This window comes from Billgrantia lactosivorans (assembly GCF_003254665.1).
Taxonomy (GTDB): Bacteria; Pseudomonadota; Gammaproteobacteria; order Pseudomonadales; family Halomonadaceae; genus Halomonas; species Halomonas lactosivorans.
The window spans coordinates 323155-347063 of sequence record NZ_QHGY01000002.1 but is presented as its reverse complement, the minus strand read 5'-3'; the positions used below and the strand labels follow the sequence as shown (position 1 = coordinate 347063).

Genomic DNA, 23909 nt, shown 5'->3' with positions numbered 1-23909 from the left:
CTCGTTCAGGCCGTGTCCTGTACTCTTGGCTACGCTCCAGGAAGGGAGCTGTATTAGTGAAATAAAGGAGACTTAGCATGGCGGATCAACGTCGACCAACCGATGAGAACGGGGACACGTCCGAGGAGAGGGAATCCGGAGGGAGATCGGCCAGGCTGACATGGGGGTTGCGCGCCCTCGGGTTGCTCCTGGCACTGCTGGTCTGGCTCGCCATGGGCCAGGCCGAAGGGCTAGCGCCGGATGCGCGCTGGGTCGCGACGATCGCCACCCTGATGGCGGTCTGGTGGATGACCGAGGCGATCCCGCTCTCGGCCACCGCCCTGCTGCCGATCGTGCTGATCCCGATGCTGACGGAGCGCACCGTCGGCCAGGCCACGGCGCCCTACGCCAGTTCCATCGTGTTTCTGTTCCTCGGCGGCTTCCTGATCGCCATCGCCATGGAGAAGTGGAACCTCCACCGCCGCATCGCGCTTCTGACGCTGGCCCGGGTCGGGGTCGCGCCGCAGCGGATCGTGCTCGGCATGATGCTCGCCACGGGCTTCCTGTCGATGTGGGTCTCGAACACCGCCACGACGCTGATGATGCTGCCGATCGGGCTCTCCGTGCTGGCCCTGGTGGCGGAGCGCAGCGGTGAATCCACCGAGATGGCCGCCGCCGGCCACGACCATCACCGCGCCGGCCACGTCGACTTCATCCAGGACGAGAACATCAAGCGCTTTGGCACCTGCCTGCTGCTGGCGATCGCCTGGTCGGCCAGCATGGGCGGCCTCGGCACCCTGCTCGGCAGTCCGCCGAACGCCATCGTCGCCGGCTACGCCGCCGACGAACTGGGCCGCACAATCGGCTTTCTCGACTGGATGATGCTCGGCGTACCGCTGGCCTTCACCTTCATCCTGGTGGGCTGGGTATTGATGACCCGGGTGCTCTACCGCTTCAAGGTCGCGGAGATCCCCGGCGGCAAGGAGATGATCGAGGGTGAGATCCACAAGCTCGGCGCGCTCAGCCAGGGCGAGAAGATGGTGATGCTCGTCTTCGGCTCGGCGGCGTTCCTGTGGGTCGTGCCCGGCGTTCTCGGCAACATCCCCGGGGTGGGCCAATGGCTGGGGCCGCTGGGCAATCTCGATGACACCGCCATCGCCATCGCCGCCGGCATTGCCCTGTTCCTTCTGCCCGCGAGAGGCCGCAGCGAGATGGTACTGAACTGGCAGGATGCCGAGGACGGGCTGCCCTGGGGGGTGCTGCTGCTGTTTGGCGGCGGCCTGAGCCTCGCCGGCGCCGTCGCGGGCACCGGCCTGGACAGCTGGTTCGGTCAGCAGATCACCGGGCTGGCAGTGCTGCCGATCCTGCTGCTGGTGGCCGCCGTGGCCACCATCGTGCTCTTCCTCACGGAAGTGACCAGCAACACGGCCACGGCCGCGACCTTCATCCCCGTGCTGGGCGGCGTGGCGGTGGGCATCGGCGCCGACTCGATGACGCTGCTGATCCCGGCCGCCTTCGCCGCAACCTGTGCCTTCATGCTGCCGGTCGGCACGCCACCCAACGCCATCGTGTTCGGCACCGGGGCGGTCACCATCGCCCAGATGGCGCGGGGCGGGGTCGTTCTCAACCTGATCGGCATCGTATTGATCACCACCTTCTGCTATCTGCTCGGCGGCTTTGCGCTGGGGCTGCAGTTCTGATCATGGTAACAGGAGTACAGCGGAAGCCGCTTCCAGCGTAGAGCCGTACCCGGGGAGGCACCGCAACGTTAAGGAATCCACTAAAAACAATCGGGGTGGCACATGAAAGTCAAGCGCATCATGGCCAACACGGCGACATCGGAGCTCGACAAGGCGGTGGCCTTCTATGGAGGCATCCTGGGTCTCGACCTGCTCATGGATCACGGCTGGTTTCGAACCTACGGTTCGGATGAAACGATGAGGGTCCAGGTGAGCTTCGGCAGCGAAGGCGGCTCGGGGACGCCCGTGCCCGACCTCTCCATCGAAGTCGACGATATCGAAGCAGCGCTGGCACGCTGCGAGAAGGCAGGCGTCCCCATCGAATACGGCCCGGCCCGCGAGCCCTGGGGCGTGCGGCGCTTCTACGTCCGCGACCCGTTCGGGAAGCTCGTCAATATCCTCGAGCACGAATGACCGGGACGGCTAAAGAAAAGCAACTTCGACATGCTGCTCGCGGCAGCGTGCCGGGGCTAGGCGTGGCGCTGCCGCCCACTCATATCTGCCGGGTGAGCTTCGCCAAGGGGGAACTGGTACACGTGCTGCCGGAATGGCGCTTCCCTTACGGCACGATCCAGGCGGTCCTCTCCCATCGCAAGGGGCTCGTGCCCTCCGTGCGAGCGCTGATCGACTTCCTCGCCCAGGCCATCCCCTGCAAGCTTTCGGTGGAGGCCTGACAGCGCCCGCTCGCCGCGTACGACGTCTGAATACTGGAGATTCGCCGCTTAGCGCTCGGTTTGCAGCAGGCCGGCCGCGAGCTGCCGGAACGCCTCGACGGCTTTCGGCAGCACGGCGCGCGGCTCGTCGGCCGCGGCAATCCACAGCGCGGCGTTGAGCGCCGCGCCGTTGATCAGGCGGGCAGCGGCTTCGGCATCGACCGGCTTGACCGTTCCCTCGTCGATGAGCGCCTGAATGGTCTGGGTCGTGCGCAACAGGCACGCATTCTGGTTGGGCCATTGCGATGGATCGCCGAGCACGGCCGGCCCGTCCAGCAGCATGATGCGCTGGACTTCCGGCTCCAGCGCCATTTCGATATAGGTCACACCCTCCGCCAGCAGCCCTTCCCACGGACTTGGCGCCCGCTCCTGGGCCGCGATGAGACGTGCCACCATCTCCGCATCGATCTGATCGACCACGGCCTGCAGCAGTCCCTTCTTGCCCCCGAAATTGTGATACAGCGCCCCTCGCGTCAGCCCCGCATCGGCGGTGATGTCGTCCATCGAGGCCGCCGCATAGCCCTTGGTCGCGAAGGCCTCCCGAGCGGCTCGAACGAGCTTGGCCCGGGTCTCCTCCATCATCTGCGCACGTTTCGTCGCCACACCCTCTCCTGACATCGCTTCCAATAAATTTTTCACATACGAACCGTATGCGTATTGACATACGTCGTGTATGTGCCAGCATAGTCACATACGGCCCGTATATCAATTTTACCCACCGGAGCAGCACGATGGCTAAACGCGATGCAGTCTTTCCTGCCGGACGGCAGGCACTCTACGAGATCAACCGCTATTCGGCGGCTATCCGCTCGGGCGACTTCCTGTTCGTCTCGGGCCAGGTCGGCAGCCGTGAGGACGGCTCCCCCGAGCCGGATTTCGAAAATCAGGTGCAGCTTGCCTTCGACAACCTCTCGGCCGTTCTCGAGGCCGCCGGTTGCACCTTCGACGACATCGTCGACGTGACCACCTTCCACACCGATCCCGCCGCCCAGTGGGAAGCGATCGACCGGGTTCGCACCAAGGAAATCGGCCAACCGCCCTACCCCAACTGGACCGCCGTCGGTGTCAACTGGCTGGCGGGCTTCGACTTTGAAATCAAGGTGATCGCACGGATTCCCGCGCCAGCGGCGTAACGCCACGCCTCCCACCAGGAACGCACCGCTGCCGGAACGGCGGCGGTGCGCTTTCATCGATTGCAGGCCTCGGCACGCTAACCAATACTGCAGCGAGTGGCATCACTCACGCCAGGCAGCACCTGATCGATCAGGGTAAACCCCGCTCGCCGAACGGGACTGTGAGCGATCGGAAAACCCTATGGAGGCTCCCATGGATGAAGACCTCGAACGGATGACCCGAGAGGAACTGATCGCAGAAGCCAAACGACTCCGCCAAGGCATCCGCGAACACCGGGACTGCAGCGGGCACGACCTGTGCTGGCATCACCCGGCCCTGTGGGCATTACTGCCCGACAAGACCGACCCGGTCCCCGTGGTACCGGAATGGCCGGAATTCATGAAAGGCTGCATCAAGTACCGCCAATCGCTGGATGCGCAGCTACCTGATGCACCGCGCACGAATGACTCGTACGGGGAGTGAGACTTCCACCAAGTAGGCCGGAGACCATGCTTCCCCCACGTATCGACACCGAGCGACTCGCCCTGCGGGAACCGCGCCCCACGGATGGTTCGCTCCGTTGCACGACGCCTGCTTTCTCCCTTTGTTGTAAGCCATTTGCTACACGTGTGTAAGCCATGTCCTCAATCAGGACGGCTCAGGTCATTTTTGGACGAGATCACATAGCACATCCGAAACAATGGGTTTACGTTTAGTAAAAAAGTACGCAGGGAGGGAACGGGATGAAGCGCATCGTCATCTGCGCGGACGGCACTTGGCAGTGCCCCGAGAGTGACGAACCCACGCACGTGCTGCGCCTGGCCCGCGGCATCGCACCCTGTTGCGATGCCGGCAGCAAGCAGGTCGTCTACTACGACTGGGGCGTAGGCACCGAGGGAGACAGCATTCGTGGCGGTGCCACCGGCGCCGGTATCGACAAGAACATCACCGATTGCTATCGCTTCATCGTTCACAATTACGAGCCCGGCGATCAGCTCTTCCTGTTCGGCTTCAGCCGCGGCGCCTATACCGTGCGCTCCCTCGCCGGGCTGATCCGCAACTGCGGCATCCTGCTGCGGCTCTACGCCGACCGAATCCCGGAAGCCTACGTACTCTACCGTCAACGCTCACGAAGCTCGGCCCCGAATGGCGAAAGAGCCGCCGACTTCCGCCGCGCCTACGCCGTGGCGGATAGAACCGAGATCGAATTCATCGGCGTGTGGGATACCGTCGGCGCGCTCGGCATTCCCGCCCCGTTCCTCGGCACCTTGGGCACCGAGCGCTACCTGTTTCACGACACCGAACCCAGCAGCATCATCCGCCACGCCCGACATGCCGTTTCCATCGACGAGAACCGCCAGGACTTCGAACCCACGCTGTGGTCGGCCAAGCCCGGCATCGACCTCAAGCAGGTATGGTTCGCCGGCGTGCATACCGACATCGGCGGTGGTTACCCGCAGCATGAGCTAGGCGACTATGCAGGCGTGTGGATGGCCACCGAGGCACGGCAATTCGGCCTCACCTTCGAGCCGCACTTTCTTGGCTCGATGCACCCGAACCACAGTGGCAGGCAGCACGACGAGTACAAGGGCTTCTACAAGATCATGCGTCGCTCGCAGCTTCGCACCCCCGAACCCTGCCTGCACCAAAGCGTACGCCTGCGCTGGGAAGACCCGAGCGTGACCTACGAGAGCCCGGCGCTGAGCCAACTACTCGACTCGGTGGGTGGCGATTGGGATCGGGTGGAGTTGGTAGGGTGAGGGAGATAGTCGATGGAATAAGTGGCGGTTTTTGCCCCAAAGCCGACATGCCGGAAAAGGCAGCATGCTCGTTCATTCTTGTTGAACAAGATATACATTGCAGGAGGCATCGTGATAGTCATCTATGGAATCAAAGAACACCTTAATCCGATTAAGGCTCTGCTCTCTGAGGTCATTCACGGATGTATGCAGTCCGTACTGGGTATGCCGGAAGACAAACGGGCTCATCGTTTTATCCCTATGAAAACCGAGGATTTTTATTATCCTTGTGGCAGGACACCCGCCTACACGGCCATTGAGATCAATATGATGCAAGGTCGAACTCCCGAGACCCAAAAAGCTCTAATCAAGGAACTCTTCAACAAGATTGAGTCCGTGGTTGGCATATCGCCGGTAGATATTGAGGTCACGATCAAGGAACAACCGCCCCACTGTTGGGGCTTTCGTGGCATGACCGGAGATGAGGCGCGTGACCTGAAGTACTCAGTCAATGTGTAACAAGGAAATCAAATTCGTTCCGGTCCGACGGGCCTCCACCGGACGCCCTTGTCAGGGCGCCGTTTATTGCTGTCGTTACACTGCGGCCCCAACCCCCGGGGCCGCCGATAAAGCAGACCGCCCCGCTACAGCGCCTCCTCCAGCAACATCGCCAGCCTCTTGTGATGCAGCGCATCAGCGGTCGCGTCATAGCTCGGGGCGTCCTTGGCGGTGAAGCCGTGGGCGGCGCCCTTGTAGAGTTCGGTGGTGTAGTGCACGCCGGCCTTGGCCAGCGCTTCGTCCAGGCAGGCGATCTGCTCGGGGGGCAGTAGCTCGTCCTTGTCGGCGTGGCCGAGATAGACGCGCGCCTCGATGGTGCCGACCACGTGCACGAGGCTGTTCGGGTCATCGGCCTTGGCCAGGTTGGCCGAATGGAAGCCGGCCGCGGCGGCGACACGCTCGGGGTGCTCGGCCGCCATGCGCAGCGCGAAGGCGCCGGTCATGCAGTAGCCCACTACGCCTAGCTTGCCGTCGGCGAACTCGGCTTCGCTGTCGATGCATTTCAGCAGCGCGGCGAAGTCGCGGGATAGTGCCTCGGGTGTGAGTCGGCCGGCATACCCGAACAGTGTCGGTCTCACGTCCGGGTCGCGGAAGGACTTGCCTTCCGGCACGACGGGACCGCGCGCATCGCGATAGTAGATGTTGGGCATCAACACGGCATAGCCGTTGTCTGCGATCTGCTGGGCCTTCTCGTGATAGCAGGGGCGCAGGCCGCCGATATCGGTGAACAGCACCACGGCCGGAAGAGGACCATCGGCGTTCCCGGGCGTGAAGACATGAGCATCGATGGTGCCGTCGGCAGCGGGGATGTCGATATCACGAGACATGAGTGGCTCCGGTTTCGATGGCAAATGAGTGTCGTCAGGGACGAATCTAACCGGAGACAGGGCCCGTTGACGAGGCCGTTCCTCTCTTACGGCGGTGGGGTGCACCCTTGCCCCAGACCTGCTCCTCGCAGGCCTTTCACCCCCTTGTCGATTTCTTGCCACCTCGCTCGACTACCGGATACCCAACCTACCAGGAGGATAGATTCATGCGAAAAGTGATTGTGGGCGCCATGGTGTCCCTGGACGGCGTCATGCAGGCGCCCGGCGGGCCGCAGGAGGACCCGACCGGTGGCTTCCGCTACGGCGGCTGGGTCGCGCCGCTGGTGGACGAGGTGTTCGGTGAAGAGATCGACAGGCTGTTCGGCCAGCCGTTCGACCTGCTGCTCGGGCGCAAGACGTACGAGATCTTCGCCGCACACTGGCCCTACGCCGAGGGGGGGCCGGACGACTCCATCGCTAGGACCTTCAATTCGATCAAGAAGTACGTGGCGACCCGAAAGGGCCTGGAACTGACCTGGGAAGGCTCGGTGGCGCTGCGCGACGCGGCGTCGGATGTCGCCAGGCTGAAGCAGGAGGACGGGCCGGCGCTCGTCACCCAGGGCAGCGCCGACCTGATCCAGACGCTGCTGGAGAGCGACCTCGTCGACGAGATCAACCTGTTCCTCTGCCCCGTGGTGCTGGGGAAAGGCAAGAAGCTGTTTGCCGAAGGCGCAGCGCCGGCGGCTTTCAAGCTCGTGGCCCATCGAGTATCGCCCAACGGCATCGTGATCGCGAAGTATGTGCGCGACGGCGCGGTGCAAACCGGCGACTTTGCCATGGAAACGCCCACCGCGGCGGAAGTGGCTCGGCGCGAGAAGATGCGGCGGGAAGGCTAGGTTAGCTCAGGGCCTCCACCCACCCTGCCGGATCGCTACACAGCCGGCCACATCGGGGTTGTAGAGGTAGAGCCAGGCGGGGCCGAAGGTGGTGGGGTGAATGGCGCGGCGGTAGAGCCCGGCGTGCGGCTGGCGCGGGCGACAGTCCTCGAGCCTGTCCAGTTCGGTGAGCAGGTTGGCATCGATGCGAAATACCTCCACCTCGACCCCACGTGAGGGTTCGGGCTTGGCGCCGGGGAATGGGCCGAGATCGTAGAGGGTGGCGCTGGTCAGCCGGTCGCTGCCCAGGAAGTCGGCCCCTTCCAGCCAGCGGTGGTTGCGCAGCCCTCGCTTCAGCGTGCCGTAGACGGCCACCAGCGGCGTGCGGGCAATGGAGTGCGCAGGTGCGAACATCTCAGGCTGCCTCCTCGACGCGTCGGTACAGAGGTAAGTCTAACTCAGCACCTCGTGTCGACGCGTAGGCAAAGCGCCATTTCCCCAACGCCAAAATGTCGTACGCTTACCGTGGGCCAGCGAGAGGGAGCGAGCCATGAAGCTGTGTGCCGTGCAGTACGCCCCGCTGACGGGCGATATGGAGGGCAACGTGGAGCGCCACGCCGAGTTCATCGAACTGGCGGCGTCGCATGGCGCCGAGCTGATCATCTTTCCCGAACTCTCGCTGACCGGCTACGAGCCGACGCTGGCGAAGGGTCTGGCCACCCACGAGGAAGACCCGCGGCTGGACGTGTTCCAGCACCTGAGCGATACCCACGGCATGGTCATCGGCGCCGGGCTGCCACTGGTCACTTCGGGCAAGCCGCAGATCGGCATGGTGGTGTTCCAGCCCCACGCGGGGCGGCACGCCTATGCCAAGCAGCGCCTGCACGACGACGAGCGGCCCTACTTCTCGCCCGGCGACCGGCCGATGCTGATCGAGACCCGTGAACATCGCCTGGCGCTGGCGATCTGCTTCGAGTCGCTGCAGCCCGATCATGCCGCCACGGCGGCCAGCCTCGGCGCGGACGTCTATCTCTGCAGCGTGGCCAAGCATGCCCCGGGCCTTGACGAGGCCTATGCCTACTACGCGACCTTCGCCCGTGAGCACGCCATGACGATTCTGATGGCCAACTGCGTGGGTCCCTGCGATGGCGCTGTCGGCGGCGGCCGTTCGGCGGCATGGAACGATCGCGGCAGGTACGTTGCGGCGCTAGACGGCTTGCAGGAAGCGATGCTCATGCTCGACACTGCCACGCTGGGCACGCAAGTGCTGGTCCCCGCTTCGCCGGCGGCGTAGCCGGGGCTCGACCCAGTCCCGGCAGGCCCAACCGAAACTCCCCCCTTCTCCCAGTGAACGGAAACTCTACATGCTGACGCTACTGCTGCTGTTGGTCGGTCTTGCGCTCTTGATCGTCGGAGCGGAGGGCCTCGTTCGGGGCGCCTCGCGCCTGGCCCTGCAGGTGGGCATTTCCCCCTTGATCATCGGGCTTACCGTGGTGGCCTTCGGCACCAGCGCCCCGGAACTGGTCGTCAGTATCAAGGCGGCCCTGGATGACCAGGCGGGCATCGCCATCGGCAACGTGGTGGGCAGCAACATCTTCAACGTGCTGTTCATCCTGGGCATCTCGGCGCTGATCGTACCGCTGGCAGTGGCCCAACAGCTGATCCGCCTGGATATTCCGCTGATGATCGGTATCTCGCTGCTCATGCTGCTGCTGGCGCTGGATGGCAGCATCGGCCGGGTGGACGGCGGGCTGCTGTTCCTGGGGCTGATCGTCTACACCGGTTTCCTGCTGTGGCAGGGACGGCGCCAGTCGGAGCCCGCCGAGACTGAGGCCAGCGAGTCGGCGCGCAGTCACTGGGGGGTCGATGTGCTGTTCGTCGCGGGCGGGCTCGCCATGCTGGTGGCCGGCTCGCGCCTGTTCGTCGATGCGGCGGTGGTGCTGGCCACCTGGCTCGGCGTCAGCGAACAGGTGATCGGCCTGACCGTGGTCGCCGCCGGCACGTCGCTGCCCGAAGTGGTCACGTCGATCGTCGCGGCCCTGCGCGGTCAGCGCGACATCGCCGTGGGCAACGTGGTCGGCAGCAACATCTTCAACCTGCTCGGCGTGCTCGGCCTGGCCGGGCTGATCGCCCCCGCCGGTATTGCCGTGTCGGACGCCATGCTCAGCCTTGACATTCCGGTCATGCTCGCCGTGGCCGTCGCCTGCCTGCCGATCTGCTTCACCGCCAGCGCCATCAATCGCTGGGAGGGGGCCGTGCTGCTGGGGTACTACGTGGCCTACACCGCCTACCTGATCCTGGCCGCCACCCAGCATGACGCCCTGGTCGGCTTCAGCACACTGATGCTCTACTTCGTGCTGCCGATCACCGCCCTGACGCTGGTCGTGCTGGCGGTGCCCGAACTGCGGCGTACAACGAACAGGGCAGGAGAAGACCGCCGGCCTTGACTCGCCAGACGCTCGAGCAGTATCAGGTCCTGGTCTACCTGGCATTCATCGCCATGGGCCTGGCCCTGGGTACCGCCTGGCCAAATCGGGTCGACGCGTTTGAGTCGCTGCTGTGGCCGCTATTGGGGGCATTGCTCTACGTCACCTTCACCCAGGTGCCGCTGACACAGCTGCGCGGCGCATGGGGCGATACACGCTTCATGGCGGCCGCGGTGGTGGGCAACTTCGTCCTGTTGCCTCTCGTCACCTGGGGGCTGGCACACCTGTTCGCCCACGAGCCGGCTATCCGCTTGGGCATGCTGCTGGTCCTGCTGGTGCCCTGCACCGACTGGTTCATCACCTTCTCACATCTGGGAGGAGGCAATGCGCGCCATGTAATCGCCTTTGCCCCGATCAGCCTCTTGCTGCAAATCGCGCTGCTGCCCTTCTACCTCTGGCTGTTCCTGGACGAGAACCTGCGCCTCGCCATGGTGCAGCGCGAACTGCTGCTGGCCTTTGCCGGGCTGATCGTGCTGCCATTACTGCTGGCCTTCGTGACCGAAGCCTGGGCTCAGGGACAGCCCAGGCGTGAAGCCGGCATCGAGCGCCTGGGGTGGCTGCCGGTGCCGCTGCTGGGCCTGGTGGTGTTCAACATCGCCGCTACCCAGGTCGGTGCCGTTGCCGATTCGTTACCCCTTCTCGGCGGGCTGCTGCTGGCCTTTGCCGGCTTCATGGTTGCTGCGGCACTGTTGGCTCGTGTGCTGACCAGCGTATTCAGGCTGCCCACAGCGCAGGGGCGCGTGCTGGCCTTCAGCCTGGGCACGCGCAACTCCTTCGTCGTGCTGCCCTTGGCCCTTGCGCTCCCCGCCTCCTACGAGCCAGCCGTGGTGGCCATCGTGTTCCAGTCGCTGGTGGAGCTCATCGGCATGGCGCTGTTCCTGTGGTGGGTGCCGCGAGAACTCTTCCCCTCGGCTCGCTGATCCGCGCCGGCAGGGGGGGCATGGGTCTCCATGGCCGCGCGCACGAGTCGTTCCGGACAACTATACTCGTTACGCTGCGTGCCGCTTCGTTACGCTATGGAACCGCCCCATAACGATACCAAAGGTTCTCGCCATGTCTCCCTTTCGCTCCGTCGGCTGGTTCCTCCTTGCCCTGCCTGTGGCTGCCCTCGCTGTCGTCAACCCCGCACCGCAGGCCGGCGAGGCCGCGCGCAAGGCCGAGGTGCTGGAGCAGGTGGTGGCGCCAGACGTGGAGGTTACCGAGCCCGTGGAGCCACTCAGCGAGCAGGAGGTAGAGGTCCTCGACCCGGAGGGCAACGACCCACTGGAAGAGCCGATCACCTGCCTAGCGCGCACCATCTACTGGGAAGCGAAGGGGGTCCCGGGCCTCGATATGGAATCGGTAGCCAATGTGGTCATCAATCGCCTGGCCAGCGAGGAGTTCCCCAATAGCGTGTGCGAGGTGGTGAAGCAGGGCTCCGAGCAGAGCCCGTGCCAGTTCTCCTGGTGGTGTGACGGCCGGCCCGACGAGGTGGTGGAGGGCGACGCCTACGAGGTGGCCAAGGATGTCGCGCGCCAGGCGCTCAACCAGGAGCTGCCCGACCACACCAACGGGGCACTCTACTTTCACGACCGCACCGTTCACCCCCCTTGGGCGGATGAGTATCTGCTGACCGCCGAGACCGAGGCCTTCATCTTCTATCGGCCCAACGGCACCCCGCCATAATGACTTTTCTCACCGATTTAAGCGAAACGGCACGATTTTGGCCCGTTTCGGTTTGACGCGACTCGCCGCTAGCAACCACCATAGTGTTACAAGATGAAAACTCGCACCGGATAACGACAATGAAATAGCCCATCAGGGCTGTAATGCTTTTGGAGGTACGCACCCATGTTAGTCTCACTGATTCCCCCCACCGCCGCCGTTTCCGATACCCAGCATGAAGCGGATATCGAGGCGCTGCTCGACGGGCTGATGAGCGATGAAGGGCTGAACCGCAAGGAACGAGACGAGTTGCTCGACCTGCTGATTCTGGAGCGCGCGGAGATCAAGCGGCAGCTCAACCGTATCCGCGCCGAGAAGGCCTGATCGAGCGAGCGGCCCGGCACAGCGACTTCACGAGCCACGCAGCACCGACCTGGCCTTTTTCAGTAGCTGCGAAAGGCCGCCGTCACATGCCCTACCAGGGTTTCGCAGGCCTGGCTGGCGCCGGGCCGCTTCACCAGCGTGAGCTGATATTCCCCCAGCGTCGGCAGAAGCCCGGGATCAATGCGCAGCAGCGGCGGGCGCACCAGGCTCTGCGGGAAGGGGGAGACCGCCAGGTCGGCAACCATGGCGGCTTCCTGGCCGGCACAGTGCTCGCAGGAATAGGCGATGCGAAAGCTGATGCCGGCCCGATTCAGCGCCTCCAGCGCCATGCCGCGCCAGGCGCAGCCCTGGTGCGCCAGTGCCACCGGTAGCGGCGAGCGCCGTGCAGCCACGCCGCCTTCCCTGCCCACCCATACCAGCGGCTCGCTGTGGACGATCTCGCCGCGCGCTTCCTGGCCGGGATTGCCCGCCGTGACCAGTACCAGGTCGAGTTCGCCGGCATCCAGCCTGGTGAGCATCTCCCGGCTGCTGCCGACCACCACGTCGACCTGAACCGCCGGATGCGAGCGGGCGAACTGCGCCAGTACACCGGGCAGGATACGCGTACCCACGTCGTCGGTGGTGCCGAAGCCCAGCCGGCCCGATATGCTGGGCGCCAGGAACTGCGTGACCGCCTCTTCGTTGAGCTTGAGCAGGCGCCGCCCGTAGCCGAGCAGCACCTCGCCCTCCGGGGTCAACCGCACCTGGCGGGCTTCGCGTATGAACAGCGCCTGACCGAGCGTCTCCTCCAGCCGCTTGATCTGCATGCTGAGCGCCGAAGGGGTGCGGAATACCTGCCGGGCGGCCCGGGTAAAGCTGCCGCATTCGGCGATCGCCACGAAGGTACGCAGCACGTCGGTATCGAGCAGCGGAGTCGAAGCCTGCCAGTTGTCGGCAGGGGGAGCGGCGGCTTGCGTCATGTCTATATCCTTCAATTTTCCTTAAAGGACAATGTAGACCTTTTTGCTGGAGTGATCCATCAGGCCGAGCCAAGCTGTCCTTCAAGAGGTCGCGACCCTCCTTTCAACCGACAGAGACGACGGCATCCGCGCTTGGCGGCTGCCCGCCGGGAGGTGCGACATGAGCCAGTACGAACCGCTACGTCAGCCACGCACGGACACCGCCACCAAACGCCCCGCCACACCCCCCCAGCCGGACTTCTTCATGCCGGCCATGCCCCCGCTGGGGTTGATCCATAGGCTTGAGACCAAGTGGTGGGAATACCAGCGCCGGCGGCGGTTCCGCCAGCGCTTCCTGCATCTGCTGGCCTACGACGACCATATGCTCGAGGACATGGGCCACAGCCGAGACGACATTCTGTGGGCCTCGCGCCTGCCTCTGAAGGAGGATGCCGGGCAGGCGCTGGAGCAGCGGCGGGCGAAGCGCAAGGTGAAACAGCAGCGCTGACCGCTCAGGTGCCGAGCTGCTCGCCTTCGGAAGTCGCCTCGGTGAGTGCCTCGGCGCGCCGCAGCAGGAGACGTTCCTGCTGCGGCGCCGAAGCCAGGCCGAAGCGCTCGCGCAGCACACCGGGCAGTTCGCTGGCGGCGATCCGGTGCAGCTCCGGTGGCTCGCCCGGGCGGAAGATCTTCAGCTCGAGGTCGGTCAGCGCAAGCCGTACCTCCGCGCCGTTGTGCTGAGCCACGATTCGCCGCACGAAGGGCGATGCGGGATGATGAGATGCCAGATAGTTGTATTCGGCGGAGTCGGCGCGATAGGTGGGTTCGTCACTGAACTGGTAGATGTTGAACCACTCACCGAGGCGCTTATGACGCAACAGCCAGTATCCCAGCGGCGAGCGCTCCAGGCGATACTCCCAGGGGCCATGGTTCGCCTCGCTGTTCACTTCGAGCCGGATCGGCTCACGCGGGCCGACGTTGCCAACGCCGACATCGACCAGCCAGTCGCGGCCTTCCGCTTTCACCACCAGCATGGTATGACCGAGAGGGGTGACGACACTGGCATCCTCGCCCATCAGCATTCTCGCGTTGCGCCCCGCGACCTCGAAGCCGAGCCGATCCAGTACCGTGGCGAACAGCGTGTTGTGCTCATGGCAGTAACCGCCGCGCCGGCGCCGGACCAGCTTGTCCTGCAGGCTCCCCAGGTCGATGCGGATCTCGCCGCCGGTGACGACATCAAGGTTCTCGAACGGCACCGCGGCGAGGTGCGCCTGCTGGAGCGCCCTCAAGGTTTCCAGGTCGGGGGACAGCGGTCCCCGATAATCGATGCGGGCCAGGTAGGCCTCGAGATCGAGCGCCGGGGTCTCCCACCGGGCCGATTCGTGGAGCGATTGGGTGGTCGATACAGCCTGCATGTCGTTCTCCTTTTTCTTCGAAGGGCAACCTTTTGTCATGCAGGCTAACGCCTCAACCTTGCTTGAGGTAAAGCCAAGAAAGCCCAATCGCTCCCATAGCCACAGGCCATCTGAGCAGGAGGTTGACTGTTCATGGCTACGGCGCCTATTTGATGACAAGCTGCCGAGTGCCTCAATACAAGAACGGAAGGAGTCGTGCCATGACCTCACCGCTTCCCCCCATCGTCTCCGAAGAGGAGTGGCGCAGCGCCCTGGAGGAACAGATCGCTCGTGAAAAAGCCCATACGCGTGAGCGCGACAGGCTCAACGCCGTGCGGCGCCGCTTGCCGATGACCGAGGTGCGCACCGATTACCTCTTCGACGGGCCACGAGGAAAGGCCACCCTGCTCGATCTGTTCGAGGGGCGCCGCCAGTTGATCGTCTATCATTTCATGTTCGGGCCCGACTGGGAGGCCGGCTGCGACGGCTGTTCCTGGGTGGTGGATGCCATGATCCACCCTGCCCACCTGAACGCCCGCGATACCACCCTGGTGCTGGTATCCCGGGCACCGCTGGAAAAGCTTATACGCTACCAGGCGCGCATGGGCTGGCAGCATCCGACGTGGTATTCGTCGCTGAATAGCCGTTTCAATCAGGACATGGGCGTGACGACCTGCCACTGCGACGCCCCCGGCACCGACCGCGGCGAGCGCCATGGTATCAGCGTCTTTCTGCGCGACGGCGAGCGGGCGTTTCGTACCTACTTCAGCGGCAAGCGCGGCGTGGAGTACCTGGGCAGCCTGTGGTCCTACCTGGACCTGACACCCTACGGCCGCCAGGAAACCTGGGAGGACTCACCCCCCGGCTGGCCGCAAACGCCGCCCTACGTGTGGAACCGGCGGCACGACGAGTACGAGACGTGACCACGCATGCGGCGAGCCAGAAAACAACGACAACAGAGGGAAACCATGACCATGAAGACCATCGGCCTGCTCGGCGGCATGAGCTGGGAATCCACCGTCAGCTATTACCGGGCGCTCAACGAAGGGGTGAAAACCGCCCTGGGCGGACTGCACTCGGCCAAGCTGTGTCTCTACAGCGTCGACTTCGCCGAGATCGAAAGGCTGCAGCACGCCGGCGACTGGGACGCCACTGCCGAGATCCTGTGCCGGGCCGCCCGCCGCGTGGAGGCCGGCGGCGCGGATTTCCTGCTGATCGGCACCAACACCATGCACAAGGTCGCACCGCAGGTGGCTGAAGCGGTCTCGATCCCGCTGCTGCATATCGCCGACGCCACGGCACAGCGCCTGGCCACCGACGGCATTCGTCGCGTCGGCCTGCTCGGCACCCGCTTCACCATGGAGCAGGACTTCTACAAGGGGCGTATCGCCGAAGGCTTCGGCATCGAGGTGCTGGTACCCGATGAGGCTCAGCGCGATCTGGTGCACGAGGTGATCTACACCGAACTGTGCCTGGGGCAGGTGAAGGAGACGTCGCGCCAGCGCTACCTGGAGATCATCGCCTCGCTACGCGAGCGAGGCGCCGAAGCGGTGATTCTCGGCTGTACTGAAATCGCCCTGCTGGTGCAGCAGCGCCATACCGAGGTGCCGCTCTACGACACCACGGCCATACATGCCGAAGAGGCAGTGAAGTGGGCGTTGGAGGATCAAGCGTAGGTATTGATCTGGGTCCCCACCATCCCCTCGTTGGCCAGCTGCGGTGCCACCGACGCCGACGCCATCAGGGCGGCGACCTGGTCCTTCTGCATGTCCAGGGCGTCCTTGTAGACCTCGAGCTGCACCTGCTGCGCGGCCTGTGCCTGCTGCATGACCATCGACTGGCCAACGATGTTATTGACGGCTGAATCCATGGTTGCTCGCTCCCGTTTGTTGATTCTTCTGTCAAGCCACGCTAACAGCTAGCGGAAGCGATGGCAAAAACGCGGCCCGCCGAAGCGGGCCGCACTCATCCAGGCAGTGTTCCTGTTGAAGCGGTCTTCAGGTTCCGGCAGCAGCCAGAGGCCGCGTCCTCACGCCCATCAGGATCATCAGCGCGGCCAGCAGCAGCACCGCACCACTGGCGGCAAACACGTTCAACGCTCCGCCCAGGTCGAAGATGATACCGCCGGCCGCCGCCCCGGTAGCGATCGCCAGGTTGATGGCGGCTACCAACAAGCCACTGGCGCTCTCGGCCTCGTCGGGCACCGTGCGGGTGAGCCAGGTCGACCACGCCACCGGGATGGCGCCGAAGGCCAGCCCCCACATTGCCACCAGCACGGCGTCCGTAGCTGGCGTACTTTGCAGCACCACCAGTGCCACCCCGAGCGAGCCCATCAGCAGCGGCATCGCGATCATGGTCAGGCGCAGGCTGCGCTCGACCAACCAACCGCCCAGGTAGTTACCCAGGAAATTGGCCACGCCGAAGCCGAGCAGGATGGTGGCCACGCCGGTCACGCCGACGCCGGTCACGGTCTCGAGAAATGGCCGGATGTAGGTGAAGAAGGCGAAGTGGCCGGTGAAGACCAGGGCCGCGGCCAGCATGCCCAGGCCGACCCGCGGCCGCATCAGCACGTCGAACAGGGTGCGCAGGCGTGCCTGCCCACTCGGCGCCATGCGCGGCAGGGTCATGAACTGCACCGCCAGCGCCAGCACGCCGAGCAGCGCGGCCAGCAGGAACACGTCGCGCCAGCCGAGCAGGTCGCCGAAGTAGCTGCCCAGCGGCGCCGCGGCGATGGTTGCCGCGGAGACCCCGCTGAACATGATCGACAGCCCCCGCGGCACCATCTCCTCGGGCACCAGGCGCATCACGGTAGCGATCGACATGGTCCAGAACCCGCCCAGCGCCAGTCCCAGCAGCACGCGCCCGAGGAGCAACACCGATAGGCTGGGGGCAAACGCCACCACCAGGTTCGAGGCCACCAGCAGCAGCGAGAAGCCCAGCAGCACATGGCGCCGGTCGATGCGGCGGGTGGCGGTGGAGATCAACAGGCTGGTCAAGAGTGCCACCGCCGCGGTAGCGGTCACCGCCTGCCCCGCCATGCCCTCGGTCACGCCAAGGTCGGCCGCCATGGGTGTGAGCAGGCTGGCGGGCAGGAACTCCGCGGTGACCAGCCCGAACACGCCGAGGGCCATCGAGATGACCGCCCCCCAAGCGGGCCGTGTCCGCTGTACCAACTCGTTCATGTTCGTTCTCCTATCCTAGAGAAGCGTTCGTCAGGAACGAGAAGACTAGAGCGATCAGCCCGGACGATCTATGCTAGAAACTCTCGAATGCTTGATCATTCATCCGAAGCTGATGAATACCAACCGAAACAGGAACCCAAGATGCCAACGCCGGAACTGCCCAGCGATCTGGTCAGCGAGCTGCTGCTCGGCATGCGCCTGCGCGGCATCGCCTATCGCCGCATTCAGCTCTCACCCCCGCTGGGAGTGGAGTTCGGCCAGGTGGAGGGCTGGGCCCAGTTCCACTTCGTCGCACGCGGCCCCGTCTACCTGCGCAGCCCCAGCGGCAGCGTGCATACCCTCTCGACGGGGGACGCACTGCTGCTGCCGCGGGGCGGTCCCCACGCCCTGCTCTCCTCCCCCGACCAGCCGGCCCGGGACGTCACCACCTTCGAAAGCGCCAGGCTGTGCGAGGCGGTCAGCGCGATCCGCGCCTGCCCCCAAGGCTGCATCCTCGACGGCGCCCTGACCTTCAGCGGCTGCATGGAATTCGACCTGGGCAGCATGCACGCACTGGTCTCGCTGATGCCCGAGGTGATGTACGTCGGCACCCTGCTCGAGCGCCAGCCCGAGATCCTGCCCATGCTCGAGGCAATGGAGCGCGAGGCGAGAAGTGAACGGGCGGGCTATGCCGCTATCCTGGCGCGGCTCGCCGACGTGATGGCCGCCTTCATCGTGCGCGGCTGGGTGGAGTGCGGCTGTGGCGATGCCAGCGGCTGGGTCGAGGCGCTGCGCGACCCGCGCCTGGGGCGCGTCATCGCCGCGCTGCATCGCGAGCCGGGGCGCCACTGGACGGTGGCGGAGCTTGCCGCCGAGATGGGCAGCTCGCGCTCGGTGTTCGCCGAGCGCTTCCTGGCGGTAACGGGCATGACACCGCATCGCTACGTGACCGAGCTGCGCATGCGCCTGGCGGCCCAGTGGATCGGCCGGGAGCGGCAACCCATCGAAACCGTGGCCTACCGCCTGGGCTACGGCAGCGCGGCCGCCTTCAGCCGCGCCTTCAAGCGTGTCCACGGCCATCCGCCCGGTGCCTTGCGCCATCAGCGCGAGGCCGGCGCCGATGTGACCTCGGTTGCCCCGAGGGCTACCACAGCCAAGGGCGAATACGCACGCCCGGTCGTCGAGCCGGGCTGACGGTGCCGGAGTCCCTTCAGCCGAGAATGTCGACGCCCCGGTGCCCTTCCTCGACGCCTTCCACCAGAATGACATCGCCTACGGCGTTGGCGGTGCGCAGCGGCATGATGGCCTGGTAGGCCTCGGAGCGATACCAGGCTCGGGCCTGCTCCAGGCTGGGGAAGCCAAGCATGATGGTGTCGCCCTTCCAGCTGCCCTCCAGCACATCGGTGGCGCCGCCGTGGATCAGGTAGCGGCCACCGTAGGGCGCGAGGGTGGCATCGATCTTCTCCAGGTACTCGACGATCTCGGGGCCCAGGGTGACATCCTGCAGGTGGGCGATGGCGTAGGCGGTCATGGCAACGCTCCTGTGGTGGGTTTGCCTGGACAGCTTCGCCCGCCTCACAGAACCTGGCGATTACCTGCATGGTAATGGCCAGGCATATCGCTTGGCGCTAATCTGGTGCCATGACCATGGACTCCCCCACCCCCGGGCAGCTGTTGAAGGCGTGGCGCCAGCGGCGGCGGCTGAGCCAGCTCGCGCTCGCCACCGAGGCCGACGTCTCCCAGCGCCACCTGAGCTTCGTCGAGTCCGGCCGCGCCACGCCGAGCCGGGAAATGTTGCTGCGCCTGACGGAACAGTTGGGCATTCCCCTGCGCGAACGCAACCGGCTGCTGCTCGCCGCCGGCTTCGCTCCGGCTTACGGGGAACGCCCTATCGACGCGCCCGAATTCGAGACGGTTCGCAGCGTGATCGAGCGGTTGCTCGCAAGCCACGCCCCCTACCCGGCGCTGGCCGTCGACCGCCACTGGCACCTGCTGATGGCCAATCGGCCGCTCGAGGCGCTGCTCGATGGCATCGACGCCGAACTGCTGAAGCCCCCGGTCAACGTGCTGCGGCTCACCCTGCATCCCCAGGGGCTTGCATCGCGCATCGGCAATTTCCGCGAATGGCGCGCCCACATTCTCGAGCGACTAGCGCGCCAGGCCGAGACGACCGCCGACCCGGCGCTCATCGAACTCGCCGAGGAGCTGAAGGGTTATCCGGTGCCGGCCGGCGCTCGCCCCCATCTGGCCAGCGCACCGTCGCGCCACGGCGGCATCGTCGTGCCGCTGGAGCTGGTCATGCCGGATGGCCGCGTGCTGTCGCTGTTGAGTACCACCACGGTGTTCGGCACCCCGCTCGACATCACGCTGGAGGAACTCGCCATCGAGTCGTTCTTCCCCGCGGACGCCGCCACCCAGGACGCGCTACAGCAGCTGGCGGCGGCCTCCTCCGGCTAGAAGGAAAGACAGATCTTGCCGAAGTGCTTCCCCGCCTCCTCGTGGCGGAAGGCGTCGGCGATCTCCTCGAGTTCGAAGGTGCTGTCGATGATCGGGCGTACGCCGCTGGCCTCGATGCCACGCACCATCTCCTGCTGGTGGATACGGCTGCCGACGATCAGCCCCTGCAGGCGCGCCTGCTTGGCCATCAGCTTGGCGGTGGGTACCTCGCCCCCACGCCCCGTCAGCACGCCGATCAGCGAGATATGGCCGCCGATGCGCACGGCGTCGATGGACTGCGGCAGCGTACCCGGCCCACCGACCTCGATCACATGGTCGACGCCCTGGCCGTCGGTCAGCGACTTCACCTTCTTGCCCCACTCCGGCTCGGCCTTGTAGTTGAGGGTGTGGTCGGCGCCAAGCTGCTTGAGCCGTTCGATCTTCTCGTCGGAAGACGAGGTGGAGATCACCCGCGCCCCCATCGCCTTGGCGAACTGCAGGGCGAAGATGGAAACGCCGCCGGTACCCAGGGTGAGGATGGTATCGCCGGCCTTGAGATGGCCGTCCACCACCAGCGCGCGCCAGGCGGTGAGGCCCGCGGTGGTCAGGGTCGCAGCCTCTTCGTGGCTGTAGCCTTGTGGCGCGTGGGTGAACCAGGTGGCCGGGCGAATGACCTGCTCGCGGGCGTAGCCGTCGACACCGTCGCCAGGCGTGGTCTTGAAATCGCCGACCCGCGCCGGGCCGTCGAGCCAGTAGGGGAAGAAGGTGGAGACCACCGCATCGCCCACGGCGAACGCCTCGACGCCCTCGCCTACCGCCTCGACCACGCCTGCACCGTCGGACATGGGAATGCGACCATCCTCGGTCGGCATCTTGCCGGATACCACACCGTAGTCATGGAAATTGAGCGAACTGGCATGCACGCGCACGCGGATCTCGCCCGGCCCCGGCTCACCGGGTGCCTCCCGCTCGACGACTTTCAACTGGTCCAGCCCGCCAGGGCTCTTCAGGGTTACCACTTTCATCTCGGTACTCCTCTATCTTTCATTGCCTTTCGCTTTCAACGAGAGTGCCAAGAGACTAGTCCATCATGCCGGAGGGAGGACAAGGGTCCCCCACTTTACCTGCCCTCGAGGCGAGACTCGACGTCTTGCACGGCCTCGGCCACGAAGGCCATGAAGGCACGGATGCGCGCCACCCGGCGCAGGTCGGGATGGGTCAGCAGCCACAGGTCGGTGGCGAGCTCGGGGATCGGCTCGCCGATCCGCGTGAGCGCCGGTTCGGCATCGGCGAGATAGCAGGGCAGCACGGCACGGCCCAGCCCGTCGCGGGCGGCGGCCAGCATGCCGAACATGGTGTCGACGCGATAGCGGCAGCACGCATTCGCTCCTTGCTCGGCCATCCAGGCATCGAGCGCGGCATAGCCCAGATGGCGATCCGGCCCGACCCAGGCATCGGCGGCGCTATCGGAACGGGCGTAAATGGCCTGGGCGATGGTGCCGATCCGCCGCCCCACCAGGTGCTCGGGTGGCGCTTGAGAAGGCCGCACCGCCACGTCGGCGTCGCGCTGGGAGAGGTTGAACAGCTGGTTGGAGACCGCCACCTCGAGCACGATCTCGGGATGCGTACGCTGGAAGTCGGCAAAGATCGGCGACAGCAGCCCCATCAGCAGCGTGTCGGTGGTGGTCACGCGGATGGTGCCGGAGAGACGCAGGTCACGCCCCGCCACGCGCCGCTCCGCCCCCAGCACCTCGGTCTCCACGCGAGCGGCGGTCGCCGCCAGGTCCTCCCCCGCCGGGGTCGGTGCGTAGCCCGTGCGCGAGCGCTCGAACAGCGCCACGCCCAGGCGCCGCTCGATGGCGTTCAGGCGGCGGAACACCGTGGCGTGGCTGGCTCCCAGCCGCCGCCCGGCGCCGGAGAGCGAGCCCGCCTCGGCGATGGCCTGCACCACGCGCAGGTCGTCCCAATGCAGCGACTGCTCATTCACGATGCGCCCTCATCGGCATGACGTGGACCCTGCGACTCAGAATTCGGTGATCACGGTCACGCCAACACCCTGGAACTCGTCCATGCTCGTCAGCGCCTTGATCGACTGTTCCAGGTCGATCCGTTGGCCAACCAGCCTCTCGGGCGAGAGCTTGCCGGTCTGGATCATGTCGAGCATGGCGCCGTAGCGATGGGCCTGCATGCCGTGGCTGCCGAGGATCTCGAGCTCGTTGGCGATCACCTTGCTCATCGGAATGGCCGGCGTGCTGTGATCGGCCAGCATGAGCCCGACCTGAACGTGCTTGCCGCGCTTGCGCAAATTGCTGATCGAGTTGAAACAGGTAGTGGGGTGCCCCAGCGCATCCAGCGACACGTGGGCACCGCCCCGCGTCACCTCGATGACGGCCTCCGCAACGCTCGCCACCTCGGTCGCGTTCACGGTGGCCACCGCGCCCAGCTCGCGGGCCAACTGGAGCTTCTCGGCCGAGATATCGACGGCCACCACGTTGGCGCCCACGGCATTGGCGATCATGATCGCGGAGAGGCCGACACCGCCGCAGCCGTGCACCGCCACCCACTGCCCGGCGGACGCCTTGCCCTGGTCGACCACGGCGCGAAACGAGGTCACGAAGCGGCAGCCCAGGCTGGCCGCCGTGGCGAAATCCAGCGTCTCCGGCAAGGCCACCAGGTTGATGTCCGCCTGGTGGATACCGACATACTGGGCGAAGGAGCCCCAGTGGGTGAAGCCAGGCTGGAACTGACTGTCGCAGACCTGGTGATTCCCCGAGTAGCACTCGGGACAACTGCCGCAGCCGCCGACGAACGGCACCGTGACGCGATCGCCGGCACGCCATTGCGTCACGTCCTTGCCCACCGCCTCGACGATGCCCGCCAGTTCGTGCCCCGGCACGTGAGGCAGCCGGATGTCGGGGTCGTGGCCCATCCAGCCGTGCCAGTCGCTACGGCAAACGCCCGTCGCCATCACCTTGACCACCACGCCGTGCGCTTCCGGCGTCGGGTCGGGAACGTGCTGGATTTGCGGTGGAGCGGAAAAGGCCTCGTAGACCACGGCTTTCATGCAAGGTCCTCTCTGGCAGGCTGTTCAAATATGCAAAATCGATTGTCAGTCTTTGGGAATATCGGATCGCCAGCGTACAGCATAGCCTGAAGGCAAGCATCACGTAGGCCAGCGAAGCGGAGACCCAAGATGCATGCCCTGATCGTGTTCTGCCACCCCGAACCCCACTCGTTCAATGGCGCCCTGAAGGAGGTCGCCGTCGAGACCCTGCAGCGGCAAGGCTACCGTGTCGAGGTCTCGGACCTCTACGCCGAAGGCTTCGATCCGCTGGAGGGGCCTGGCCACTACGTCGAACGGGCCGAGCCCGAGACATTCTTCCCCCTCACCGAGCAGCGCAGCGCTTTTGAAGGCGGCACTCTGCCCGCCGACGTGAAGCGTGAGATCGAACGCCTGGAGCGCGCCGACCTGGTGATCCTGCAGTTTCCGCTGTGGTGGCACGCCCAGCCGGCCATGCTCAAGGGCTGGTTCGATCGGGTATTCATCTACGGTGGGCTCTACAGCGGTCGCATGCGCTACGACCGCGGCCGTTTCCCCGACAAGCGGGTGATGCTCTCGGTGACCACCGGCGCCCCGGCGCCGACCTTCAGCCGACATGGCCGCAGCGGCCATATCGTGGCGCTGCTGTGGCCGATCCACTACTCGCTCTACTACCTCGGGGTACAGGTGCTGCCGCCCCAGGTCACCTACGGGGTGCAGGGCGGCGGGCTCAGCTACCAGGACGAGGCGGCGTTCCGTGAACGCCTGGAAGCGGAGAAGGCCGCCTGGGCACGGCGGCTGGAAGGGCTCGACGGCGAGGCGCCGATCCCCTTCGCCGGCTGGGACGACTGGGACGAGCAGGGCGTGCTGAAAGCGGGACATCCCGAGACCTGGCGACTGTGAATGC

General features: G+C 65.5%; 30 protein-coding genes. 19 read left to right on the top strand and 11 right to left on the bottom strand.

The window, feature by feature from the left end; translation table 11 throughout:
- Positions 1-77: 77 nt before the first annotated feature.
- The 3 genes from DIS04_RS07205 to DIS04_RS07195 all read left to right on the top strand — a co-directional run bounded on the left by DIS04_RS07205 (position 78) and on the right by DIS04_RS07195 (position 2392).
- Positions 78-1679 (top strand): SLC13 family permease, encoded by a 1602-nt coding sequence (locus tag DIS04_RS07205; RefSeq protein WP_245904512.1) that lies wholly within the window; start codon positions 78-80, stop codon positions 1677-1679.
- Positions 1680-1781: 102 nt separating this feature from the next.
- Positions 1782-2132 (top strand): VOC family protein, encoded by a 351-nt coding sequence (locus tag DIS04_RS07200; protein WP_111413097.1) that lies wholly within the window; start codon positions 1782-1784, stop codon positions 2130-2132.
- Positions 2129-2392: a LysR substrate-binding domain-containing protein gene (locus DIS04_RS07195; protein ID WP_111413096.1), complete on the top strand. Its 264-nt coding sequence runs from the start codon at positions 2129-2131 to the stop codon at positions 2390-2392. The genes DIS04_RS07200 and DIS04_RS07195 overlap by 4 nt, the downstream gene beginning before the upstream one ends.
- 48 nt (positions 2393-2440) lie before the next feature.
- On the opposite strand, the gene DIS04_RS07190 is transcribed toward DIS04_RS07195, so the two are convergent.
- The gene (locus DIS04_RS07190; protein WP_245904511.1) at positions 2441-3034 is read right to left on the bottom strand and encodes a TetR/AcrR family transcriptional regulator; all 594 of its coding nucleotides are present in this window, start codon (positions 3032-3034) and stop codon (positions 2441-2443) included.
- Between the two features lie 128 nt (positions 3035-3162).
- Here DIS04_RS07190 and DIS04_RS07185 point away from each other — a divergent pair, with 128 nt between their 5' ends.
- The 4 genes from DIS04_RS07185 (at position 3163) to DIS04_RS07170 (ending at position 5802) form a co-directional block, all read left to right on the top strand.
- Positions 3163-3564: a RidA family protein gene (locus DIS04_RS07185; RefSeq protein ID WP_111413095.1), complete on the top strand. Its 402-nt coding sequence runs from the start codon at positions 3163-3165 to the stop codon at positions 3562-3564.
- Positions 3565-3757: 193 nt separating this feature from the next.
- Positions 3758-4027, top strand: coding sequence for a hypothetical protein (locus tag DIS04_RS07180; RefSeq protein ID WP_111413094.1), 270 nt, complete (start codon positions 3758-3760; stop codon positions 4025-4027).
- A gap of 260 nt (positions 4028-4287) precedes the next feature.
- The gene (locus tag DIS04_RS07175) at positions 4288-5304 is read left to right on the top strand and encodes a DUF2235 domain-containing protein (RefSeq protein WP_111413093.1); all 1017 of its coding nucleotides are present in this window, start codon (positions 4288-4290) and stop codon (positions 5302-5304) included.
- A gap of 111 nt (positions 5305-5415) precedes the next feature.
- Complete coding sequence (locus tag DIS04_RS07170) at positions 5416-5802, top strand: tautomerase family protein (RefSeq protein ID WP_111413092.1); 387 nt, start codon at positions 5416-5418, stop codon at positions 5800-5802.
- A gap of 125 nt (positions 5803-5927) precedes the next feature.
- Here the strand turns inward: DIS04_RS07170 and DIS04_RS07165 are convergent, their stop codons facing one another.
- Entirely contained in the window at positions 5928-6668 is a 741-nt protein-coding gene (locus tag DIS04_RS07165) for a dienelactone hydrolase family protein (RefSeq protein ID WP_111413091.1), read from the bottom strand.
- Between the two features lie 206 nt (positions 6669-6874).
- On the opposite strand from DIS04_RS07165, the gene DIS04_RS07160 reads away from it, so the two are divergent.
- On the top strand, positions 6875-7543 hold the full coding sequence (locus DIS04_RS07160) for a dihydrofolate reductase family protein (RefSeq protein ID WP_111413090.1): 669 nt from the start codon (positions 6875-6877) through the stop codon (positions 7541-7543).
- Between the two features lie 6 nt (positions 7544-7549).
- Here the strand turns inward: DIS04_RS07160 and DIS04_RS07155 are convergent, their stop codons facing one another.
- Positions 7550-7936: a gamma-glutamylcyclotransferase family protein gene (locus DIS04_RS07155; RefSeq protein WP_111413089.1), complete on the bottom strand. Its 387-nt coding sequence runs from the start codon at positions 7934-7936 to the stop codon at positions 7550-7552.
- A gap of 136 nt (positions 7937-8072) precedes the next feature.
- Here DIS04_RS07155 and DIS04_RS07150 point away from each other — a divergent pair, with 136 nt between their 5' ends.
- From DIS04_RS07150 to DIS04_RS07130, 5 genes are all read left to right on the top strand, one after another.
- Entirely contained in the window at positions 8073-8816 is a 744-nt protein-coding gene (locus DIS04_RS07150) for a carbon-nitrogen hydrolase family protein (RefSeq protein WP_111413088.1), read from the top strand.
- A 70-nt stretch (positions 8817-8886) separates the two neighbouring features.
- Complete coding sequence (locus DIS04_RS07145) at positions 8887-9969, top strand: calcium/sodium antiporter (protein ID WP_111413087.1); 1083 nt, start codon at positions 8887-8889, stop codon at positions 9967-9969.
- Positions 9966-10928, top strand: coding sequence for an arsenic resistance protein (locus DIS04_RS07140; RefSeq protein WP_218938134.1), 963 nt, complete (start codon positions 9966-9968; stop codon positions 10926-10928). The genes DIS04_RS07145 and DIS04_RS07140 overlap by 4 nt, the downstream gene beginning before the upstream one ends.
- Before the next feature lie 133 nt (positions 10929-11061).
- The gene (locus DIS04_RS07135; RefSeq protein WP_111413086.1) at positions 11062-11673 is read left to right on the top strand and encodes a cell wall hydrolase; all 612 of its coding nucleotides are present in this window, start codon (positions 11062-11064) and stop codon (positions 11671-11673) included.
- Between the two features lie 165 nt (positions 11674-11838).
- On the top strand, positions 11839-12036 hold the full coding sequence (locus DIS04_RS07130; RefSeq protein ID WP_111413085.1) for a hypothetical protein: 198 nt from the start codon (positions 11839-11841) through the stop codon (positions 12034-12036).
- A 59-nt stretch (positions 12037-12095) separates the two neighbouring features.
- Here DIS04_RS07130 and DIS04_RS07125 read toward each other — a convergent pair whose 3' ends face one another.
- Complete coding sequence (locus tag DIS04_RS07125) at positions 12096-12995, bottom strand: LysR family transcriptional regulator (protein ID WP_111413084.1); 900 nt, start codon at positions 12993-12995, stop codon at positions 12096-12098.
- Positions 12996-13155: 160 nt separating this feature from the next.
- Between DIS04_RS07125 and DIS04_RS07120 the strand changes: the two genes are divergently transcribed.
- Complete coding sequence (locus DIS04_RS07120; protein ID WP_111413083.1) at positions 13156-13482, top strand: hypothetical protein; 327 nt, start codon at positions 13156-13158, stop codon at positions 13480-13482.
- Between the two features lie 4 nt (positions 13483-13486).
- Here DIS04_RS07120 and DIS04_RS07115 read toward each other — a convergent pair whose 3' ends face one another.
- Positions 13487-14386, bottom strand: coding sequence for an arylamine N-acetyltransferase family protein (locus tag DIS04_RS07115; protein ID WP_111413082.1), 900 nt, complete (start codon positions 14384-14386; stop codon positions 13487-13489).
- A 200-nt stretch (positions 14387-14586) separates the two neighbouring features.
- On the opposite strand from DIS04_RS07115, the gene DIS04_RS07110 reads away from it, so the two are divergent.
- Both DIS04_RS07110 and DIS04_RS07105 read left to right on the top strand, forming a co-directional pair.
- A complete protein-coding gene (locus tag DIS04_RS07110) occupies positions 14587-15288 on the top strand; it encodes a DUF899 domain-containing protein (protein WP_111413081.1) in 702 nt (233 codons plus the stop codon).
- 51 nt (positions 15289-15339) lie between these two features.
- A complete protein-coding gene (locus DIS04_RS07105; RefSeq protein ID WP_111413080.1) occupies positions 15340-16041 on the top strand; it encodes an aspartate/glutamate racemase family protein in 702 nt (233 codons plus the stop codon).
- On the opposite strand, the gene DIS04_RS07100 is transcribed toward DIS04_RS07105, so the two are convergent.
- Both DIS04_RS07100 and DIS04_RS07095 read right to left on the bottom strand, forming a co-directional pair.
- Positions 16032-16235 carry a putative motility protein gene (locus DIS04_RS07100; protein ID WP_111413079.1) on the bottom strand — a complete coding sequence of 68 codons (204 nt, stop codon included), beginning with the start codon at positions 16233-16235 and terminating at the stop codon, positions 16032-16034. The genes DIS04_RS07105 and DIS04_RS07100 overlap by 10 nt on opposite strands.
- Before the next feature lie 127 nt (positions 16236-16362).
- Positions 16363-17547 (bottom strand): MFS transporter, encoded by a 1185-nt coding sequence (locus DIS04_RS07095; RefSeq protein WP_111413078.1) that lies wholly within the window; start codon positions 17545-17547, stop codon positions 16363-16365.
- A gap of 141 nt (positions 17548-17688) precedes the next feature.
- On the opposite strand from DIS04_RS07095, the gene DIS04_RS07090 reads away from it, so the two are divergent.
- Complete coding sequence (locus DIS04_RS07090; RefSeq protein WP_245904510.1) at positions 17689-18720, top strand: AraC family transcriptional regulator; 1032 nt, start codon at positions 17689-17691, stop codon at positions 18718-18720.
- A 16-nt stretch (positions 18721-18736) separates the two neighbouring features.
- On the opposite strand, the gene DIS04_RS07085 is transcribed toward DIS04_RS07090, so the two are convergent.
- On the bottom strand, positions 18737-19057 hold the full coding sequence (locus tag DIS04_RS07085; RefSeq protein WP_111413077.1) for a DUF1330 domain-containing protein: 321 nt from the start codon (positions 19055-19057) through the stop codon (positions 18737-18739).
- 116 nt (positions 19058-19173) lie between these two features.
- On the opposite strand from DIS04_RS07085, the gene DIS04_RS07080 reads away from it, so the two are divergent.
- On the top strand, positions 19174-19983 hold the full coding sequence (locus DIS04_RS07080) for a helix-turn-helix domain-containing protein (protein WP_179951235.1): 810 nt from the start codon (positions 19174-19176) through the stop codon (positions 19981-19983).
- Here DIS04_RS07080 and DIS04_RS07075 read toward each other — a convergent pair.
- From DIS04_RS07075 to DIS04_RS07065, 3 genes are all read right to left on the bottom strand, one after another.
- The gene (locus tag DIS04_RS07075) at positions 19980-20987 is read right to left on the bottom strand and encodes a zinc-dependent alcohol dehydrogenase family protein (RefSeq protein ID WP_111413075.1); all 1008 of its coding nucleotides are present in this window, start codon (positions 20985-20987) and stop codon (positions 19980-19982) included. The two genes, DIS04_RS07080 and DIS04_RS07075, sit on opposite strands and share 4 nt — an antisense overlap.
- Positions 20988-21082: 95 nt before the next feature.
- Positions 21083-21949, bottom strand: a complete 867-nt coding sequence (locus tag DIS04_RS07070; RefSeq protein WP_111413074.1) for a LysR family transcriptional regulator — start codon at positions 21947-21949, stop codon at positions 21083-21085.
- A gap of 36 nt (positions 21950-21985) precedes the next feature.
- A complete protein-coding gene (locus DIS04_RS07065) occupies positions 21986-23026 on the bottom strand; it encodes a zinc-dependent alcohol dehydrogenase family protein (RefSeq protein ID WP_111413073.1) in 1041 nt (346 codons plus the stop codon).
- A 129-nt stretch (positions 23027-23155) separates the two neighbouring features.
- Between DIS04_RS07065 and DIS04_RS07060 the strand changes: the two genes are divergently transcribed.
- Positions 23156-23905 (top strand): NAD(P)H-dependent oxidoreductase, encoded by a 750-nt coding sequence (locus DIS04_RS07060; protein WP_111413072.1) that lies wholly within the window; start codon positions 23156-23158, stop codon positions 23903-23905.
- Positions 23906-23909: the final 4 nt, after the last annotated feature.

Coding starts and splice junctions, on each gene's coding strand:
- DIS04_RS07075 (WP_111413075.1), bottom strand. CDS start 20,987: ATGAAAGTGGTAACCCTGAAGAGCCCTGGCGGGCTGGACCAGTTGAAA.
- DIS04_RS07080 (WP_179951235.1), top strand. CDS start 19,174: ATGGACTCCCCCACCCCCGGGCAGCTGTTGAAGGCGTGGCGCCAGCGG.
- DIS04_RS07135 (WP_111413086.1), top strand. CDS start 11,062: ATGTCTCCCTTTCGCTCCGTCGGCTGGTTCCTCCTTGCCCTGCCTGTG.
- DIS04_RS07200 (WP_111413097.1), top strand. CDS start 1,782: ATGAAAGTCAAGCGCATCATGGCCAACACGGCGACATCGGAGCTCGAC.
- DIS04_RS07095 (WP_111413078.1), bottom strand. CDS start 17,547: ATGAACGAGTTGGTACAGCGGACACGGCCCGCTTGGGGGGCGGTCATC.
- DIS04_RS07150 (WP_111413088.1), top strand. CDS start 8,073: ATGAAGCTGTGTGCCGTGCAGTACGCCCCGCTGACGGGCGATATGGAG.
- DIS04_RS07100 (WP_111413079.1), bottom strand. CDS start 16,235: ATGGATTCAGCCGTCAATAACATCGTTGGCCAGTCGATGGTCATGCAG.
- DIS04_RS07060 (WP_111413072.1), top strand. CDS start 23,156: ATGCATGCCCTGATCGTGTTCTGCCACCCCGAACCCCACTCGTTCAAT.
- DIS04_RS07165 (WP_111413091.1), bottom strand. CDS start 6,668: ATGTCTCGTGATATCGACATCCCCGCTGCCGACGGCACCATCGATGCT.
- DIS04_RS07145 (WP_111413087.1), top strand. CDS start 8,887: ATGCTGACGCTACTGCTGCTGTTGGTCGGTCTTGCGCTCTTGATCGTC.
- DIS04_RS07105 (WP_111413080.1), top strand. CDS start 15,340: ATGAAGACCATCGGCCTGCTCGGCGGCATGAGCTGGGAATCCACCGTC.
- DIS04_RS07195 (WP_111413096.1), top strand. CDS start 2,129: ATGACCGGGACGGCTAAAGAAAAGCAACTTCGACATGCTGCTCGCGGC.
- DIS04_RS07065 (WP_111413073.1), bottom strand. CDS start 23,026: ATGAAAGCCGTGGTCTACGAGGCCTTTTCCGCTCCACCGCAAATCCAG.
- DIS04_RS07155 (WP_111413089.1), bottom strand. CDS start 7,936: ATGTTCGCACCTGCGCACTCCATTGCCCGCACGCCGCTGGTGGCCGTC.
- DIS04_RS07175 (WP_111413093.1), top strand. CDS start 4,288: ATGAAGCGCATCGTCATCTGCGCGGACGGCACTTGGCAGTGCCCCGAG.
- DIS04_RS07115 (WP_111413082.1), bottom strand. CDS start 14,386: ATGCAGGCTGTATCGACCACCCAATCGCTCCACGAATCGGCCCGGTGG.
- DIS04_RS07125 (WP_111413084.1), bottom strand. CDS start 12,995: ATGACGCAAGCCGCCGCTCCCCCTGCCGACAACTGGCAGGCTTCGACT.
- DIS04_RS07110 (WP_111413081.1), top strand. CDS start 14,587: ATGACCTCACCGCTTCCCCCCATCGTCTCCGAAGAGGAGTGGCGCAGC.
- DIS04_RS07090 (WP_245904510.1), top strand. CDS start 17,689: ATGCCAACGCCGGAACTGCCCAGCGATCTGGTCAGCGAGCTGCTGCTC.
- DIS04_RS07180 (WP_111413094.1), top strand. CDS start 3,758: ATGGATGAAGACCTCGAACGGATGACCCGAGAGGAACTGATCGCAGAA.
- DIS04_RS07085 (WP_111413077.1), bottom strand. CDS start 19,057: ATGACCGCCTACGCCATCGCCCACCTGCAGGATGTCACCCTGGGCCCC.
- DIS04_RS07160 (WP_111413090.1), top strand. CDS start 6,875: ATGCGAAAAGTGATTGTGGGCGCCATGGTGTCCCTGGACGGCGTCATG.
- DIS04_RS07185 (WP_111413095.1), top strand. CDS start 3,163: ATGGCTAAACGCGATGCAGTCTTTCCTGCCGGACGGCAGGCACTCTAC.
- DIS04_RS07130 (WP_111413085.1), top strand. CDS start 11,839: ATGTTAGTCTCACTGATTCCCCCCACCGCCGCCGTTTCCGATACCCAG.
- DIS04_RS07120 (WP_111413083.1), top strand. CDS start 13,156: ATGAGCCAGTACGAACCGCTACGTCAGCCACGCACGGACACCGCCACC.
- DIS04_RS07205 (WP_245904512.1), top strand. CDS start 78: ATGGCGGATCAACGTCGACCAACCGATGAGAACGGGGACACGTCCGAG.